The 15,897-nt window shown below is 75.1% G+C and carries 13 protein-coding genes; 5 read left to right on the top strand and 8 right to left on the bottom strand.

The window, feature by feature from the left end:
• Window positions 1–37: 37 nt before the first annotated feature.
• The 6 genes from OH807_RS37500 to OH807_RS37475 all read right to left on the bottom strand — a co-directional run bounded on the left by OH807_RS37500 (window position 38) and on the right by OH807_RS37475 (window position 7,858).
• On the bottom strand, window positions 38–2,350 hold the full coding sequence (locus OH807_RS37500; protein ID WP_406208731.1) for an acyltransferase family protein: 2,313 nt from the start codon (window positions 2,348–2,350) through the stop codon (window positions 38–40).
• A 148-nt stretch (window positions 2,351–2,498) separates the two neighbouring features.
• Window positions 2,499–4,226, bottom strand: a complete 1,728-nt coding sequence (locus OH807_RS37495; RefSeq protein ID WP_406208729.1) for a glycosyltransferase family 2 protein — start codon at window positions 4,224–4,226, stop codon at window positions 2,499–2,501.
• Window positions 4,227–4,359: 133 nt separating this feature from the next.
• Window positions 4,360–4,929, bottom strand: a complete 570-nt coding sequence (locus tag OH807_RS37490) for a GNAT family N-acetyltransferase (protein WP_406208726.1) — start codon at window positions 4,927–4,929, stop codon at window positions 4,360–4,362.
• A 242-nt stretch (window positions 4,930–5,171) separates the two neighbouring features.
• A complete protein-coding gene (locus OH807_RS37485) occupies window positions 5,172–6,446 on the bottom strand; it encodes a CMD domain-containing protein (RefSeq protein WP_406208723.1) in 1,275 nt (424 codons plus the stop codon).
• Between the two features lie 144 nt (window positions 6,447–6,590).
• A complete protein-coding gene (locus OH807_RS37480; protein WP_406208720.1) occupies window positions 6,591–7,616 on the bottom strand; it encodes an LLM class flavin-dependent oxidoreductase in 1,026 nt (341 codons plus the stop codon).
• A 167-nt stretch (window positions 7,617–7,783) separates the two neighbouring features.
• Window positions 7,784–7,858, bottom strand: coding sequence for a putative leader peptide (locus OH807_RS37475; protein WP_406211400.1), 75 nt, complete (start codon window positions 7,856–7,858; stop codon window positions 7,784–7,786).
• Between the two features lie 660 nt (window positions 7,859–8,518).
• On the opposite strand from OH807_RS37475, the gene OH807_RS37470 reads away from it, so the two are divergent.
• The 5 genes from OH807_RS37470 to OH807_RS37450 all read left to right on the top strand — a co-directional run bounded on the left by OH807_RS37470 (window position 8,519) and on the right by OH807_RS37450 (window position 13,315).
• Window positions 8,519–9,130, top strand: coding sequence for an OsmC family protein (locus tag OH807_RS37470; protein ID WP_406208717.1), 612 nt, complete (start codon window positions 8,519–8,521; stop codon window positions 9,128–9,130).
• The gene (locus OH807_RS37465) at window positions 9,127–10,209 is read left to right on the top strand and encodes an LLM class flavin-dependent oxidoreductase (RefSeq protein ID WP_406208715.1); all 1,083 of its coding nucleotides are present in this window, start codon (window positions 9,127–9,129) and stop codon (window positions 10,207–10,209) included. The genes OH807_RS37470 and OH807_RS37465 overlap by 4 nt, the downstream gene beginning before the upstream one ends.
• 189 nt (window positions 10,210–10,398) lie before the next feature.
• Complete coding sequence (locus OH807_RS37460; protein ID WP_406208712.1) at window positions 10,399–11,565, top strand: ABC transporter substrate-binding protein; 1,167 nt, start codon at window positions 10,399–10,401, stop codon at window positions 11,563–11,565.
• 191 nt (window positions 11,566–11,756) lie between these two features.
• Window positions 11,757–12,521 (top strand): ABC transporter permease subunit, encoded by a 765-nt coding sequence (locus OH807_RS37455; protein WP_406208709.1) that lies wholly within the window; start codon window positions 11,757–11,759, stop codon window positions 12,519–12,521.
• Entirely contained in the window at window positions 12,494–13,315 is an 822-nt protein-coding gene (locus OH807_RS37450; protein ID WP_406208706.1) for an ABC transporter ATP-binding protein, read from the top strand. Before OH807_RS37455 ends, OH807_RS37450 begins: the two co-directional genes overlap by 28 nt.
• A gap of 74 nt (window positions 13,316–13,389) precedes the next feature.
• On the opposite strand, the gene ahcY is transcribed toward OH807_RS37450, so the two are convergent.
• A complete protein-coding gene (ahcY, locus tag OH807_RS37445; protein ID WP_406208702.1) occupies window positions 13,390–14,850 on the bottom strand; it encodes an adenosylhomocysteinase in 1,461 nt (486 codons plus the stop codon).
• A 53-nt stretch (window positions 14,851–14,903) separates the two neighbouring features.
• A complete protein-coding gene (locus tag OH807_RS37440) occupies window positions 14,904–15,887 on the bottom strand; it encodes a carbohydrate kinase family protein (protein ID WP_406208699.1) in 984 nt (327 codons plus the stop codon).
• Between the last annotated feature and the right edge of the window lie 10 nt (window positions 15,888–15,897).

Raw genomic sequence — 15,897 nt, 5'->3', positions numbered from 1 at the left:
GCCCCGCGGCCGGCCCGTCGATCCGTCAGCCGATCCGTCAGCCGGTGCCGAGCAAGCCCCGGTCCAGCCGCGGGGCCAGCACCCGGGCCAGGGTGTCGGTGATGTGCCCGCTGTCCCGGTAGAGCACCACGCCCTCCAGGACGGCCGGGCAGTCCGGGCCGGTGCCCGGGCAGAGCAGCGGCGCGAGGTCGAGCACCCGGACGCCGTACCGGGCGGCGAGGCCGCCGTCGATCAGCGGGTCCCGCTCGAAGGCGCTCTCCCGGGGGAAGAAGCAGGCGTCCGAACGACCGTCGGAGGCGGCCAGGCAGGTCGGGATGTCCTTGCCCGGCATCGGCGTGTCGGCGAGGTAGGCGAGGGGTGCGCCGACCGCCGCGAGCCGGTCGAGGGTACGCGTCCAGCCCTCGGCGCGCTCCTCCTGGCTGCCGTACCGGTTGAGGCCCGCCATCAGGACGAGGCGCGGCCTGGGCCCGGTGGCGAGCCTGGTCAGGGTGGTCTCGCGCCACCGGTCGCACTCGTCGAAGGTGCGGCCGAGGACGTTGTTGCGCACCGTCAGGGTGGCCAGCGGGCAGCCCGGCTTGACCAGCACCTCCAGCGCCCAGTTCCGTTGCCCGGCCAGGGCCAGTGCGCCCGAGATCCACTGGCCCGCGTGCGAGTCGCCGATCAGCACGATCCGGTCGGGGCCGGCCTCGGTGCCGGCACCGGTGCCGGGGCCGAACAGGCAGCGCGGGCTGCTGTCGGCGCCGAGCGGGATCTCGCAGCCCCGGCCGGGCGGGAAGTCCTCCCGGGCCCGGGCCAGCGACGGGGTCAGGGTGAGCAGCCGGGTGCCGGGGGCGAGCAGGGCGGGGCCGTCGACCGCGCCGGCCGGGACGACGACGGGCGGACCGGCGTCGCCGAGCGCCCGGACGGTGCCGCCGCCGAGGGTCAGACCGGCGATCAGCGGGATGATCAGGGCACTGGCGCCGACCGCGAGGCCCCGGCGCGGGGCCGGGCTGCTGCCGCGCCGCAGCGGCTGCTCGACCAGCCGCAGGGTGAGCCAGGCGGGCAGGGCGGAGGCGGCGGTGAGTGCGACCAGGGTGGTCCACGGCAGGGTGCCCCAGCGGGCCTGGGCGATGGTCAGCACCGGCCAGTGCCAGAGGTACCACGCGTAGGAGAGCCGGCCGGCGGCGCGCAGCGGGCGGACGGCGAGCAGCCGGCCGATGTCACCGGCGCCGGCCGTGCGGTGCAGCGGTGCGGCGAGCAGGACGGCGCCGGCGCCGAGGACGGGAAGCAGGGCGGCACTGCCGGGGAACGGTGTGTTGCGGTCGTAGCGGAAGACGGCGAGGAGCACGGCGGCGGCGCCGGCCCAGCCGAGCAGGCGCAGCACCCAGCGGGCGAGCCCGGCGGCCGGGCCCGGGCGTGCCGTCCGGGCGGCCAGGGCCACCCTGAGCAGGGCGGCGCCGGCACCGACGGCGAACTCCCAGAGCCGGGCGGCGGTGGAGAAGTAGCCGAGCGGCGCGGAGCCGGCCGTCCAGCGGATGCAGAGGGCCAGCGAGACGCCGCCGATCGCGGTGACCGTGACGGCGACCGCCGCCGTCCGTCGGCGGCCTGACAGCAGGCGGGCGAGGCCGAGCAGCAGGACGCCCCAGAGCAGGTAGAACTGGTTCTCGACGCCGAGCGACCAGAAGTGCTGGAGCGGGCTCGGGTCGCGCTCGGCGGCCAGGTAGTCGGTCTGCTGCCCGACGAACCGCCAGTTGGCGAACTGGCCGGCGGAGGCGATGAGGTCGCGCGCGAGGTCGGTGCCGCGCAGCGGGTCGAGCAGCGCGCCGCCGGCCAGGGCGGTGGCGACCAGGACGACGGCGGCCGCGGGCAGGATGCGGCGGGCGCGGCGCGCGGCGAAGTCCCGCAGGCCGGTCGGGCGGGCCAGCAGCAGGCCGGTGATCAGGAATCCGGAGATGACGAAGAAGACGTCGACGCCGACGTAGCCCCCGGTCAGGCCGGGGACGGCGGCGTGGAAGGCGAGCACGGCGAGGACGGCTACGCCGCGCAGGCCCTCGATGTCCGGGCGGAAGGCCGCCCGCCCGGGCGGCCCGGCGGCTGGCCGGGTCTCGGGGTGCACACCCGAACGTAAGGCCGGCGCGGTGCCGCGAGCGATGTCGGACGTGACGTCGGACGCGGTGTCGCGAGCGGTGTCGGACGTCGAACGGTGGACGACGTCGGACAGGAACGCGACGGCGGGGGCCGGGGCGGCGGGCACGCCGGCGGGCGCCGGTGCGGGCGCGGTGGCGGGCGCGGTACGGGCGGAGCCCGGCGAGCGGGTGCTCGGCGACTCCGCGGACGGGCGTCGGGCGCCCGGTGGTACGGCCGTGGACACGGCGGTGCTCCTTGCATGACTGGCAGCGGTGTTCGGGACCGCCTGGCCGATGGGGCGGCCGGGCGGTGGGTCCGCGCCGGTGGGGCGACGCGCAAGGGGAGCGAGGGGAAGAACGAAGGGGAAGGGGGAAGTACGACGCGACGGGACGTCAGAACAGCAGCGGGTCGGCCCAGCCGGAGGCCAGCAGGCCGCAGAGCAGCAGCACGGCCGTGAGGGCGACGGCATCGGACCGGCCGAAGCCCAGGTCGGAGGTGCGCCGGGTGGGCGGGGGCACCTCGGCGACGGCGGCATCGTCGCCACCGCGCAGCAGGGGCCACAGGGACCGGACGAGCGGGACCATGGTGTAGGCGGTGAGGCCGAGCAGGGCGGCGAGCGCCCAGTAGGGCTGCCAGCCGTACAGGGCGACGGCCCGGGCCAGGCCGGCCACTCCGGCGAGCACGACGAGGCCGAGCCAGCCGACGCCGATCCGGGCGACCGTCCGGGCCAGCGAACTGCCGCCGGAGACGGCCCCGGTGGGCACCCAGTCGGCGCTGCGGCGGCGCAGCGCGTGCGCGATGGCGACCACGTGGCAGAGCCCGCCGAGCAGTTGGACCCGGGTGACTTCGAAGCGCCAGCGGGTGCGGGACATCGCGGGCAGCAGGACGAGCGCGACCCAGATCGGCGGCAGGAACGGCAGCACCTGCCAGGGCTGGATCTCCTCGGGCCGGAAGAAGAGCATGATCAGGGCCGGCAGCGGGATGGCGAAGACGTTCACCGCGCTGGTGAGGTAGCCCAGGATGCCGTTCCAGAAGCAGAGCCGGGCCGATCGGGGGAGCGGCCCGCGCCGGAAGTCCTGGTCCCCGACCAGGGCGAGCGAGCCGAGGCACCAGCGGTACTGCTGGCTGATGAAGGCGGGCAGCCCGGTGGGAGACATGCCCTTGGCGACCAGTGCGGGCACGTACCGGGTGGTCCACCCGGCGCGGGCGAGCGAGAGTCCGGTGTAGAGGTCCTCGCTGTGGTCGATCTCCGCGAAACCGCCGACCCGCTGCAGCGCGGCCCGCCGGTAGAGGGCGTTGGTGCCGCAGCAGACGGTGCCGTCCTGGGCGTCCCGGGAGGGCTGGATCCAGCGGTAGAAGATCTCCTGGGTCGCTCCGGCGGCCCGCTCCAGCCACGACATGTCGGGGTCGGTGTCGAAGCACTGCGGGCTCTGCACGATGCCGACCTCGGGGTTGTCGAGGTAGGGCACCAGGTGGTGGAGGAAGTCGGGGCGCGGGCAGAAGTCGGCGTCGAGGACGGCGATGATCTCGCCGGTGCCCTCGGCCAGCCCGTGGTTGAGGTTGCCGGCCTTCTTGAACCGGCCCCGGTCGGGCCGGGCCCGGTACCGGAAGCCGTGGCGTTCCGCGAGTTCGCGCACCTCGGGGCGGGCGGCGTCGTCGAGCACCAGGACGGTGAGTTCGCCGGGCCAGCGGACGGCGGCGGCGTACCGGTAGGCGTTGGCGAGGACGTCGAGCGGTTCACCGGCGGTGGGCAGCAGCAGGTCGACGCCGGGGTGGCGGGCAGGCTGCCAGGCGCGCAGCAGCAGGTCGTGCGAGTCGCGGGTGTAGCGGCGGGCGCGCTGGCCGTCGGCGATCGAGAGCAGCCAGGTGGCGGCGTTGAGCACGGTCAGGGCCAGGAAGGGCCAGAGCAGTGGCCGGCTCAGGGCGAAGAGGCCGAGGGTCGCGGTCGCCCCGGCGTAGGAGAGGGTGGCGCAGAGCAGTACCCAGCGGCGCTGCGGGCCGAAGTACCAGTAGAGCTCCTCGTCGTCGGGCGGGCTGGGGAGTCGCAACGCGGTTTCCGCGGCCGGGCGGCGCGCGGCGGGGTCGGTTGCGGGCATGGCGGTGCCATGGAGTGCGGGCATGCGGAGATGGCCCCCCTGGGCTGGGCGGAACGTGGCCGTTCGTGCGCCAGCCTCTCACATTGGCCTAGACCAATAATGAACGAGGTATGACATCTCCGCATTGCCGCAGGTCAGCGATGACGCCTCATCACATCTACTGTCGAGTAAGGTTCTTCACCAGCTTCTCGAAGCGCAGATCGGAGCGGAGCGGGATGCCGAAACGCTCGTCGCCGTACGGGAACGGGGAGTGGATGCCGGTGCGCCGGAAGCCCCGGCGCTCGTACCAGGCGATCAGATCGGCACGCTGCTCGATCACCGTCATCTCCAGCTCGGCGGCGCCCCACTCCTCCCCCGCGAACCGCTCCGCCTCCGCCAGCACCGCACGGCCGACGCCACCGCCCTGCCGGCCCGGGCCGACCGCGAACATCCCGAAGTAGGCGTGCTCGCCGCGGCGCTCCAACTGGCAGCAGGCGAGCAGCTCGCCGCCCTGCTCGGCAAGCAGCACCACGCCCTCCGCATGGGTGACGGCGGCCGTCACACCCTCGACGTCGGTGCGCTGCCCGTCCAGCAGGTCCGCCTCGGTGGTCCAGCCGGCCCGGCTGGCATCACCGCGATAGGCGGACTCGACCAGGGCCACCAGCGCCGGCACGTCCGCCTCGGTGGCGGCACGGAAGGCGAGGCCGGGCGCCTCGGGCTGGGCGGCGTCTCGGGTGGTCTCGGGCACGGGGGGCCTCTTCTCTCCGGTGTGGCGGCGGCTCGGCGCCGGTCCTGGCATCGTGCCACAGGGCCGTCCGGCCCCGACCGGCCCGGACGGCCCCCGCCGGCTCCCCCACCGGCTCCCCTGCCGGCTCTGCCGCTGCCGCCCGGCACCTCCGGGCCTTCACCCACCTGCCCGGCCGCTCCCCTCCCGCGGCCGGGCAGGTGCACCGGCCGGCACCTCCCCCGGCACCGGCCGACAGCCCGATGTCAGGACGCCTCCCCCGGCACCGGCCGGCGGACTCGGCCGAGGGTGAGCATCAACCGGTTCGCCCACGCGAAGAACGCCGTCGCCTGGACCAGGTCGAGCTGCTCCAGGACGGAGAGGCCGTGGCCGCGCAGGCGTTCCAGGTCGGCGGCGGAGGCCGTCGGCGCGCTGGTGCTCAGCCGGGCCGCGAAGGCCACCACGTCCGCCCAGCGGCCCTCGAAGCCGTCGAAGCGGCCCCCGAAGAGGCGCTCGACCTCGGCCTCCCGGCCGGACAGCCGGGCCGCCAGCCGGCTGTGGACGGAGGCGCAGAACACGCATCCGTTCAACCGCGAGGCCACCGTGGCGGCGAGCTCGCGCTCGGCGCGCGGCAGACCGCCGGGACTGCGGAAGATGCCCCGGTCGGTGCGGGTCCGGTGCCGCAGCACCTCCGGATCCCGGGCGAGCAGACGGAAGTAGGGCCAGCTCGCGTCGGGGGCGGCGGCCAGCCCCGCCTGCTGCGGGCCGGTGGCCGCCTGCGGGTCGACGGGCGGCACCCACGGGTCCCAGTCGAGCACGTCGAAGGTGAACGGGATCTCCCCGGAGGGGAGTTCGGCGCCGTGCGGCAGGGCCGGCGGCACTCCCGGCACCCGCACGCCGAGCGCACCGGCCGGTCCGGCGGCGGCACCGGGCTCGTCGGTGGCCTCGGACCCGTCGGCGGCCTCGGCCAGCAGGGAGAGGCCGTGGACCAGCCGGGCCTGGTACGAGACGTAGGCGGCCACCTGGGAGAGGGTGACCACCTCGTCCGGGGTCAGCCCGGCGTCGGCCAGTGCCTGCTGGTGCCCCTCCGTCGCGGCCAGCGGCTCCAGGGCGAGCAGGGTGGCGTGCCCCAGCAGCGCCGCCGTCCGGGCGTCGCCGGGGCCGAAACCGGTCGAGCCGGCCGCGTCGACCAGCACCGGGTCGGCGCCGAGCGCGGCCAGCTGCGCCCGGTAGTGCCCGGCCAGCCGGCCGGTCGCCGGGCCCGCTGTGTGCAGGACGGCTACCCGCAGGGCGGCGGCCAGCCGCTCGGCCGGTGTCAGCGTGGTGAGGGCCGCTCCGGGATCGAACAGCGCGCGGTAGGTGTCCTGTGTGCCCAGGACGGCGTCCGGCCGTTCCGCGCGGGCGGCGGCCAGCGGCCCGTCCGCCGGGTGCGGGACGAGGGCGGCGACCAGGTCGGCGGCCGGCGCGGCAACCGGATCGGCGGCCTGGTCCGGGGCGGCGGCGACGGCGGTGCCGGCGTCCCGGGGGGCGGGGGAGGTCATCGGAGCTCCTGGAGTACGGGGGCGGTGAACGAACGGGGCGGCGGCAGGGGGCCGGGACAGAGTGCGGGCCGGGACGGCGGAGCAGGTCGGGACGGCGGAGCAGGTCGAGCGAGGCCAGGTCGGGCGAGGTCAGGTCGGACGAGGTCAGGCGGCGCCCGCGGCCGTCGCCGGGCCGGCGCCGGCCCGGCGCCCGAGCTGCGGGGCCACCTCCCGGGCGATCAGCTCCAGCGCGGCGAGCGTCCGGTCGTGGTTGAACCGGCCGGGGTGGGTCTGCACGATCAGCTCGTCCGCCAGCGGTACCACCTCGTCGGCCAGCAGGGACGCGGCCACCTCGTCCGGGTGCCCGGCGTGGACGTGGGCGCGCGCGAAGTAGCCGTCCAGTGAGCTCACCGGAGGGAAGAGGCCGGCCCGGACGCTCTGGTCCACGTTCTCCACCACCCCGGCGGTCAGTTCGGCGACGGCCGTCCGGCGGTCGGCCGCCGGGTAGACCGTCCGGGACACCCCGATCCGCGGGGGGCGGCCGCCCGTCCAGCGGTCGAGATAGCCCCTGGCCAGCGGCAACTGTGCTTCACCGGTCGGGAGTTCGGTGCGGAAGGCGGCCTTGGCGAGCAGCAGGCCGTCCCCGTCGCCCGCGATCCGGACGGCGCTCTGCGCACTCGTGGTGGACTGCCACAGCCGCCCCGCCACACCCGTGCCCTCGGGCTCCAGCCGGGCACCGCCGGGCAGCGGGCCACCGTCGAGCGTCCGCCGCAGCAGCGCCAGCGACTCGGCGTACCGCTCGCGGCGCCGCTCCGGATCCACACCGAAGGCCGTGAGCGTGCCGGGGTCACCGCCCGTCCCCAGTCCGAGCTGGAGCCGGCCGCCGCTCAGGACGTCCAGCACCGCGGCGTCCTCGGCGACGCGCACCGGGTCCTCGGCCGCGAGCAGGACGACGGCCGTGCCGAGCCGGATCCGCCGGGTGTGCTGGGAGACGGCCGCCAGCAACAGCAGCGGGGAGGGCAGGCCCCTCGTCTCCCCGGCGAAGTGGTGCTGCGCCACCCAGCCGCCGTCGAATCCCAACTCCTCTGCGGCGACGAACAGTTCGACCGTCCGCCGGTACAGGTCGGCAGCCTCGGTCAGGTCGGTGCCGTCATTGTTGACATGAGTGAGGAAGCTCAGGCGCAGGGCCATGGCGGGGGTTCTCCCGGGGGTCGGGGACGGCGGGCGGCTGCGGGCAGGGGCTGCCCGCCCGGGCGGCGGTGGGCGCGCGGCACGACACGGTGCCACGGCACAGCGTGGAGCGGGGTGGTACGCCCGGCAGGGCAACCGGCCCGGGAGGCGCGGTGAGGTCCGGTGGTTCAGCGACAGGCTGCGGAGGCCACGCGCAGCAGGTCGACGTGGCGCCGCGCAGTGAGGCGCGTCGGCGTCTTCATGGCAGCACCTTGGGACACGGAATGACGTCCTGTCAATTGCGGGCCGAGCGGGTGGCCCCGCTTCGGGGCGCGACCACCGCCCACCGGCCGGAACGCCGGGCGGGGATGCCCAGGTCACGACAACTGTGCTTCCTCGCACGATGATTGACATTGGTTCATTTGTACTCCTAGATTCGTACCGTGCATTCGGACCAGAGCATTCGCGGACACGTCGACCACTGTCGCGTCGCCAGTGCGCTGTGTCCCGCCGGCGCGTGTCCCGTCGGCACGTGTCCGGCCGACGCATGTCCGGCCGCTCCGGGCCGCGCCGCCCGCCGCTGACCACCGCTGCGGCTCCGGCCGCCCGGCGCCGGCCCCGGCCCGCACCGCCCGGCCCCGCGCACCCCGGTCCGAAGGACGCCCACCGGCAGCCCTGCCGGCACGCGGCTGGTCCAACGGTCTGCTGATCCGCCCGAGGACCCACCCGGATCCGCCTGCCGATCCGTGGGCGGCCCCGACCGCACCGGAGCGGCCGGACCGCGCCCACGCCCTGCCGCACACCCCGCACCGGGCACACCCCGCCGGTCCCTCCCGCCCCGCGCGGCCCACGCATCCCGTGCACCGGGACCGCTCACCGCTCACCGCTCACCACCGACCGCTCACGCCTGCGCAAGGACACCCATGACCTCCACCCGTATCCCGGACGACGACACCCTCCTGGACGACACCGCGGACCCCAGGCCCGGCCTGCGCGACTACCTCGCCGTCAAGCGGGCCGCCCTGCTGGCCCGCCGCAAGAACGCGGACGGCCCCGACGTCCCCGCCACCACCCTGCGGGCCCGCACCACGGCGGAGGACCGCAGCGGCGTCCGGCGGATCCGGATCCGCGAACACACCGTCCTCAGCGACTCCCCCGCGGACTTCGCCGGCTACGACCTCGGGCCGAGCTCCCCCGAACTCCAACTCGGCGTTCTCTCCAGCTGCCTGACCCACATCTACCTCATCCAGGCGGCCGACCTGCGGATCCCGCTGGACGCCCTGGAGGTCGCCGTCGAGGCCGAGCACGACGGCCGCGCGGGCACCCCCGGCTTCGAGGACGTACCGGTCCACCCGCACAACATCCGCTTCACCGTGTACGTCACCTCGCCCGTCCCGCGCGGGCGCATCGACGAGCTGCACGCCGCGGTCGAACGCAGCTGCCCGATCTACCACCTGCTGCGCGAGCCGCAGCAGGTCACCGGCGAGGTCGTGCACACGCTCTCCGGCGGCCCGGCCGGGGAGGACACCCGATGACCCGCACCACCCCGGCCGGATCCACCCCGGCCGACGGGCCCGGCCCGCGGCCGCCCGGCCCGCAGCGGCTCGGCGTGCTGTTCCACGTGTCCGGCACCGGCGATCCCGGCCGGATCCTCCGCGAACACCTCCGGCTCGCCGTGATCGCCGAGGACCTCGGCTTCCACTCCTTCTGGATCGCCCAGCACCACCTGGGTGCGGAGAGCGGCGTCGTCCCCTCCCCGTTCGTCTACCTCGCCGCAGTGGCCGCACGGACCGACCGGATCCGGCTCGGTACCGCGGTGGCGACGCTGCCGCTGGACGACCCGCTCCGGGTCGCCGAGGACGCCGCCCTGGCCGACCTGCTCAGCGGCGGCCGGATCGAACTCGGCATCGGGAGCGGCGCCCACCGCCCGTCCTTCGAGGCCTTCGGGCGCGACTTCGAGCAGCGCCGGGAGGACCAGGAACGGGCCGCCCGGCTCCTGGAGGAGACCCTGCGCGGCAAGCCGCTGCCGGGCGGCACCCTGCTGCACCCGCCCGCGCCCGGCCTGGCGGACCGGATCTGGGAGGCCACCGTCTCCGGTACCGAACGGGCCCGCGCCGCCGCGGCGGCCGGCCACGGGCTGCTCCTCTCACGCTCCGACGTCCGCGGCTCACTGCCCGTCGGCGAGGCCCAACTCCCCACCGCCCAGGCCTATCTGGACGCCTTCGCCGGGCCACCGGGCAGCGCCCCCCGGCTCGGCGTCTCGCGCACCGTCTTCCCCGCCGCCGACCGCGCGGCGGCGGTGCACGACCTCGCGCCAGGCGCCCGGTCCTGGCTCGCGCAGACCGCGTCGAACTGGGCGGGCATCGCCGTGCCCCCGGCCGACGCGGAGGACGACGCCCTGCTGCGCCGCCAGGACATCCACGCCGGCCCTGTCGAGGACGTGGCGGCGGGGCTGGCGGCCGACCCGGCCGTCGCCCTGGCCACCGACCTGCTCGTCCAACTCCAGCCCGGGCTGCCGTCCTTCGGCCGCGCGGTCGCGGCCCTGGAGGCCGTCGCCAGCTCCGTCGCCCCCGCCCTCGGCATCCCTCTTTCGCACCACGCCGACGCCGGCTGACCCGCCCGCTCCCGGCCCCCGAACGCCGCCGCACGCCCACGCACGCCCACGCACGCCCACGCACGCAGGCCGGCGCAGGCGTTCGCCCCGGCACCGCACCACCGACCCGGTACCGCCGGCGCCCGCCCGTCACCCGGGCCGCGCCGCGGCCGTCCCGCTCCCGACACCCCTTGCACCGGAGGACCACCCGTGCCCGCGCACAGATCCACCCCTCGGCAGCCGCAGCCGGCCCGCCGCCCGCTCACCGCCCTGCTCTCCCTGCTCCTCGCCGCCCTCCTCACGGCCGTCCTCACCGCCTGCGCCGGCAGCACCGCCGGCAGCACCGCCGGCAGCGGCTCGGGCGCGGCCGGCAGCAGCGACCTCTCCCGGGTCACGCTGACCGTCGGCTCCCCCTGCAAGGCCTGCCTGAAGCGGCTGCTGATCGCCTCCGGCCAGGACAAGAACACGCCGTACCGGATCAACTGGGCGGACTTCGACTCCACCCCGACGCTGGTCGAGGCGATGAAGGCCGGCAAGGTGGACGTCTCCCAGGGCGGCGAGACGGGCGTGCTGTTCGCGCTGGGCAACGGCGCCGACCTCAAGCTGCTCGGCGCGGTGAGCCAGTACCGCAGCGGCGGCACCGTCGTCCTGGTGAAGAAGGGCTCGCCGATCACCGACCTGGCCGGCCTGCGCGGCAAGAAGGTGGCCGTCCCCTTCTACACCGCCCAGCACTACCAGTTCGCGCGCTCGCTGGAGGCGGCCGGGCTCAAGTGGTCCGACGTCAACGCCGTCAACCTCACCACCACCGACGGCCTGGCCGCGTTCAACTCCGGTGACGTCTCCGCGTTCGTCATCTGGGACCCGAACGCCGCCGTCGCCGAGCTGCACCACGACGCCCGGATCATCCAGGAGCTGGGCAGCGTCCTGCCCACCTACAGCGCGCTGTACGCCACGGCCGCCGCCACCACCGACCCGGGCAAGCGGGCCGCACTGGAGGACCTCGCCCGGCGGTCGGTGCGGGCCTTCGCCTGGGTGAACTCGCACCGCACGCAGTGGGCCCAGGAGTTGTCCGGGCTGGCACAGATCCCGCTGGACTCCGCCCAGTTGGCCGCCGACCGGTCCGAGGCCCAGCTCGGCCCGGCCGACGCCGAGGTGCGGGCGAGCTGGCAGGCCGAGATCGAGTACTTCCGGGGCCAGAACCAGATCAAGCAGAGCTACCCGATCGCCGACCGGATCGTCCCGGGATTCGACGCCGTGATCGCCGACGAGCTGGCGAAGAACGGCGGCCGGCCCTCCCCCACCGGCACCGCCCCCGGCACTGCACCCGGCACCCCGGCCGCCGCCCCGGCCGGTACCCCGACGGGGAGCCACTCGTGAGCGGGACCGCCGCCCGCCCCACGGCCGGCCCCGCACCGCAGCACCGGCGGACGCAGCGGGAGGGGGGACCGCACGGCGACGGATCCGAGCACGTCGACGGACCCGGACATGGCGGCGGACCCGACACACCCGCCGGCCCGCCCACCGGCCCATCGGCCGGCCGGAAACCCCGCGGCGCCCGGCGTCGTCCGGTGGCCCCGCCGCGCTGGCTGCGCAAGACCGTCGCCCCCGTGCTCTTCCTGCTCGGCTGGCAGCTCGCCTCGGCAACCGGCGCCCTCGCCGAGGACGTGCTGCCCTCCCCCTGGACGATGGCCGGCACCTTCGCCGACCTGGTAGCGGACGGCTCGCTCGGCGAGGCGATGGCCGCCTCGCTGGGCCGGGTCGCCCTGGGCCTGGCCATCGGCGGCACCGCCGGGCTGCTCCTCGCCCTCGTCTCCGGGCTCTCCCGGCTCGGCGAGGACGTCGTCGACGCCCCCATGCAGATGCTCCGGACCCTGCCGTGGGCCGGCATGATCCCGCTGTTCATCATCTGGTTCGGCATCGACGAGCGCCCCAAGGTCGCGCTGGTCGCCTTCGCGGTGGCCTTTCCGCTGTACCTCAACACCTACGCCGGCATCCGCGGCGTCGACAGCAGCCTGGTCGAGGCGGCCCGCACCCTCGGCCTCGGCCGGCTGGCCATGATCCGCCACGTCGTCCTCCCCGGGGCCGCCCCCGGCGCCCTGGTCGGCCTGCGCTACTCGCTCGGCACGTCGTGGCTCGCGCTGGTCTTCGCCGAGCAGGTGAACGCCCAGAGCGGCATCGGATACCTGATCACCCACGCGCGCGAGGTCTACCGGACGGACATCGTCGTGGTCGCGCTCGTGGTCTACGCCTTCCTCGGTCTCGGCGCGGACATCGTCGTCCGCCTCCTGGAAAGGGTCCTGCTCTCGTGGCGACCGGCCTTCAGCGGCACCTGACCGACCCGTCCCCGGCCGGCCCGCCCGCCGGACCGCCACCCGCCGCCCGGGTCCGCGGGCTGACCCGCCGGTTCGGCGCGCGGACGGTCATCTCCGCGCTCGATCTCGACCTGGCCCGGGGCGAGTTCGTCGCCCTGCTCGGGGCCAGCGGCTGCGGCAAGAGCACCCTGCTGCGCATCCTGGCCGGGCTGGACGCCGAGATCGAGGGCGAGGCCGAGGTCACCGAGCGGCGGGCGGTCGCCTTCCAGGCACCGCGGCTGATGCCGTGGAAGCGGGTCTGGCGCAACGTCGTGCTCGGACTCCCCGGGCGCCCCGACCGGGCCGTGGCCGAGCGGGCGCTCGCCGAGGTCGGCCTCGCCCGGCACGCCGAGGCCTGGCCGAAGGACCTCTCCGGGGGCGAGGCGCAGCGCGCCTCACTCGCCCGGGCGCTCGTCCGGGAGCCGGACCTGCTCCTGCTGGACGAACCGTTCGGGGCGCTCGACGCGCTCACCCGGCTCAAGGCGCAGCGCCTGGTGATCGACCTCTGGCAGCGCCACCGCCCGACCGTCCTGTTCGTCACCCACGACGTGGACGAGGCCCTGCTGCTGGCCGACCGGGCCCTGCTGATGGCGGACGGCGTGATCGCCGACGAGCTGGTGGTCGGCCTGCCGCGGCCGCGCGATGTGACGGCACCCGGCTTCGGCCGGCTGCGGGCGCGACTGCTGGAGGGACTCGGCGTCACGGACGGCCCCGACCACGCCGATCACGCCGGCCTCTCCGGCCACGCTGACGGTCCGGGCCGTCCGGGCCGCTGACGCGCTGCGGTGAACGTGCCGGTGGCCGGCACCCCGGGTGCGGGGTGCCGGCCACCGGCGTACGCGTCGGGCGATCAGTACCGGTACTGGTCGGCCTTGTACGGGCCCTCGACCGGGACGCCGATGTAGTCGGCCTGGTCCTTGCTGAGGGTGGTCAGCTTCACGCCCAGCGCGTCCAGGTGCAGCCGGGCGACCTTCTCGTCCAGGTGCTTCGGCAGCACGTACACACCGATCGGGTACTGCTCGGTCTTCGTGAACAGCTCGATCTGCGCGATCGTCTGGTTCGCGAACGAGTTCGACATCACGAACGACGGGTGACCCGTCGCGTTGCCCAGGTTCAGCAGACGCCCCTCGGACAGCACGATGATCGTGCGGCCGTCCGCCTTGCGCCACTCGTGGACCTGCGGCTTCACCTCGGTCTTCACCACACCCGGCAGCTGCGCCAGCCCGGCCATGTCGATCTCGTTGTCGAAGTGACCGATGTTCCCGACGATCGCCTGGTGCTTCATCCGGGCCATGTGCGAGGCCATGATGATGTCCTTGTTGCCCGTCGTCGTGATGAAGATGTCCGCCGACTCGACGACATCCTCCAGCGTCGCGACCTGGTACCCGTCCATCGCCGCCTGCAGCGCGCAGATCGGGTCGATCTCCGTGACGATCACGCGGGCACCCTGGCCGCGCAGCGACTCCGCGCAGCCCTTGCCCACGTCGCCGTAGCCGGCGACGACCGCGACCTTGCCGCCGATCAGCACGTCGGTGGCCCGGTTGATCCCGTCGATCAGCGAGTGACGGCAGCCGTACTTGTTGTCGAACTTCGACTTGGTGACCGAGTCGTTGACGTTGATCGCCGGGAACAGCAGCTGACCGTCCCGGTGCATCTCGTACAGACGGTGGACACCCGTCGTGGTCTCCTCCGTCACGCCCTTGATCGTGGCCGCGACCTCGGTCCACTTGTTCGGCGTCTCGACCAGCGTGCGGTTCAGCAGTTCCAGGATGATCCGGAACTCGTCGTTGTCCGCGGTCGACGGGTCCGGCGCGGCACCGGCCTTCTCGAACTCGACGCCCTTGTGGATCAGCAGCGTCGCGTCACCGCCGTCGTCCAGGATCATGTTCGGCGTCTGCCCGTTCGGCCAGGTCAGCGCCTGCTCGGTGCACCACCAGTACTCCTCCAGCGTCTCGCCCTTCCAGGCGAACACCGGCACGCCCTGCGGGTTCTCCGCGGTGCCCTCCGGGCCGACCGCGATCGCCGCGGCCGCGTGGTCCTGGGTCGAGAAGATGTTGCACGAGCACCAGCGGACCTCGGCGCCGAGAGCCGTCAGGGTCTCGATCAGCACCGCCGTCTGCACGGTCATGTGCAGCGAACCGGTGATCCGGGCACCGGCCAGCGGCTGCGACGCCGCGTACTCGGCACGGATGGACATCAGGCCCGGCATCTCGTGCTCGGCCAGCTGGATCTCCTTGCGCCCGAACGGCGCCAGGGAAAGGTCGGCAACCTTGAAATCGGCCTGGGTTGCCGTGGCGGCGGGGGAAGACATGGCGTAGTCGCTCCGTTGTTCGCGGGCCTGCGGGACAGGGGGCCGGGTGGGTGTCACAGGGCGTGCTGGAGGCGGCCGCGCAGCGCGTCGGCGGCCGGGGGGCCGTAGGCCCGTTCGATCCGGGCGATCAGCCGGCCGGCGGACAGCTCGTACGTCTGGCTGCCGGCGGACTCCAGCACCGTGGCGGCCAGGGCGCAGCCGAGCCGGGCGGCCGCTTCGTCCGGCCACTGCCAGGCCAGGCCGGCCAGGAAGCCGCTGCGGAAGGCGTCGCCCGCGCCGGTCGGGTCGGCGACCGTGCCGGCCGGTGCGGCGGGGACGGTGAGGTCCGGGCGGCCCTCGCGCGCGACGGTGACGCCGTTCGCCCCGAGGGTGGTGATCCAGCCGCCGACCAGGTCGAGGATCTCGGCGCGGCCGAGGCCGGTGCGGTGCTGGAGCAGTGCGGCCTCGTACTCGTTGGTGAACAGCAGGGTGGCGCCGTCGATCAGGCTGCGGATCTGCTCGCCGTCGAGCCGGGCGAGCTGCTGGGACGGGTCGGCCGCGAAGGGGATGCCCAGGGCGCGGCAGCCGGCGGTGTGCCGGATCATCGCCGCCGGGTCGTCGGGGGCGACGAGCACCAGGTCGAGGCCGCCGGCGCGGGCGGCCACCGGGGCGAGGTCGATCTCGCGGGCCTCCGCCATGGCGCCGGCGTAGAAGGTGGCGAGCTGGTTCTGGTCGGTGTCGGTGGTGCAGACGAAGCGGGCGGTGTAGCGGGTGGCGCTCTCCCGGACGGCCGTGGTGTCGACGCCCTGCGCGTCCAGCCAGCTGCGGTACTCGGCGAAGTCGACGCCCGCGGCGCCGACCAGCAGCGGGTCGAGGCCGAGCCGGCCGAGCCCGACGGCGATGTTGGCCGCCGCCCCGCCGTGGTGCACCTGGAGCTCGTCGGCGAGGAAGGAGAGCGAGAGGTGGTCGAGCTGGTCGGGCAGCAGTTGGTCGGCGAACCGGCCGGGGAAGGTCATCAGGTGGTCCGTGGCGATGGAACCGGTGACGGCGATGCGCATCCGAGGTCTC

This window comes from Kitasatospora sp. NBC_01560 (assembly GCF_045208415.1).
Lineage (GTDB): Bacteria > Actinomycetota > Actinomycetes > Streptomycetales > Streptomycetaceae > Kitasatospora.
This window is presented reverse-complemented; position numbering and strand designations above follow the sequence as displayed.

What these genes read in the sequence shown, in the direction of transcription:
- OH807_RS37485 (WP_406208723.1), bottom strand. Translation starts at nt 6,446, where the DNA reads ATGACCTCCCCCGCCCCCCGGGACGCCGGCACCGCCGTCGCCGCCGCC.
- ahcY (WP_406208702.1), bottom strand. Translation starts at nt 14,850, where the DNA reads ATGTCTTCCCCCGCCGCCACGGCAACCCAGGCCGATTTCAAGGTTGCC.
- OH807_RS37465 (WP_406208715.1), top strand. Translation starts at nt 9,127, where the DNA reads ATGACCCGCACCACCCCGGCCGGATCCACCCCGGCCGACGGGCCCGGC.
- OH807_RS37470 (WP_406208717.1), top strand. Translation starts at nt 8,519, where the DNA reads ATGACCTCCACCCGTATCCCGGACGACGACACCCTCCTGGACGACACC.
- OH807_RS37480 (WP_406208720.1), bottom strand. Translation starts at nt 7,616, where the DNA reads ATGGCCCTGCGCCTGAGCTTCCTCACTCATGTCAACAATGACGGCACC.
- OH807_RS37495 (WP_406208729.1), bottom strand. Translation starts at nt 4,226, where the DNA reads ATGCCCGCACTCCATGGCACCGCCATGCCCGCAACCGACCCCGCCGCG.
- OH807_RS37440 (WP_406208699.1), bottom strand. Translation starts at nt 15,887, where the DNA reads ATGCGCATCGCCGTCACCGGTTCCATCGCCACGGACCACCTGATGACC.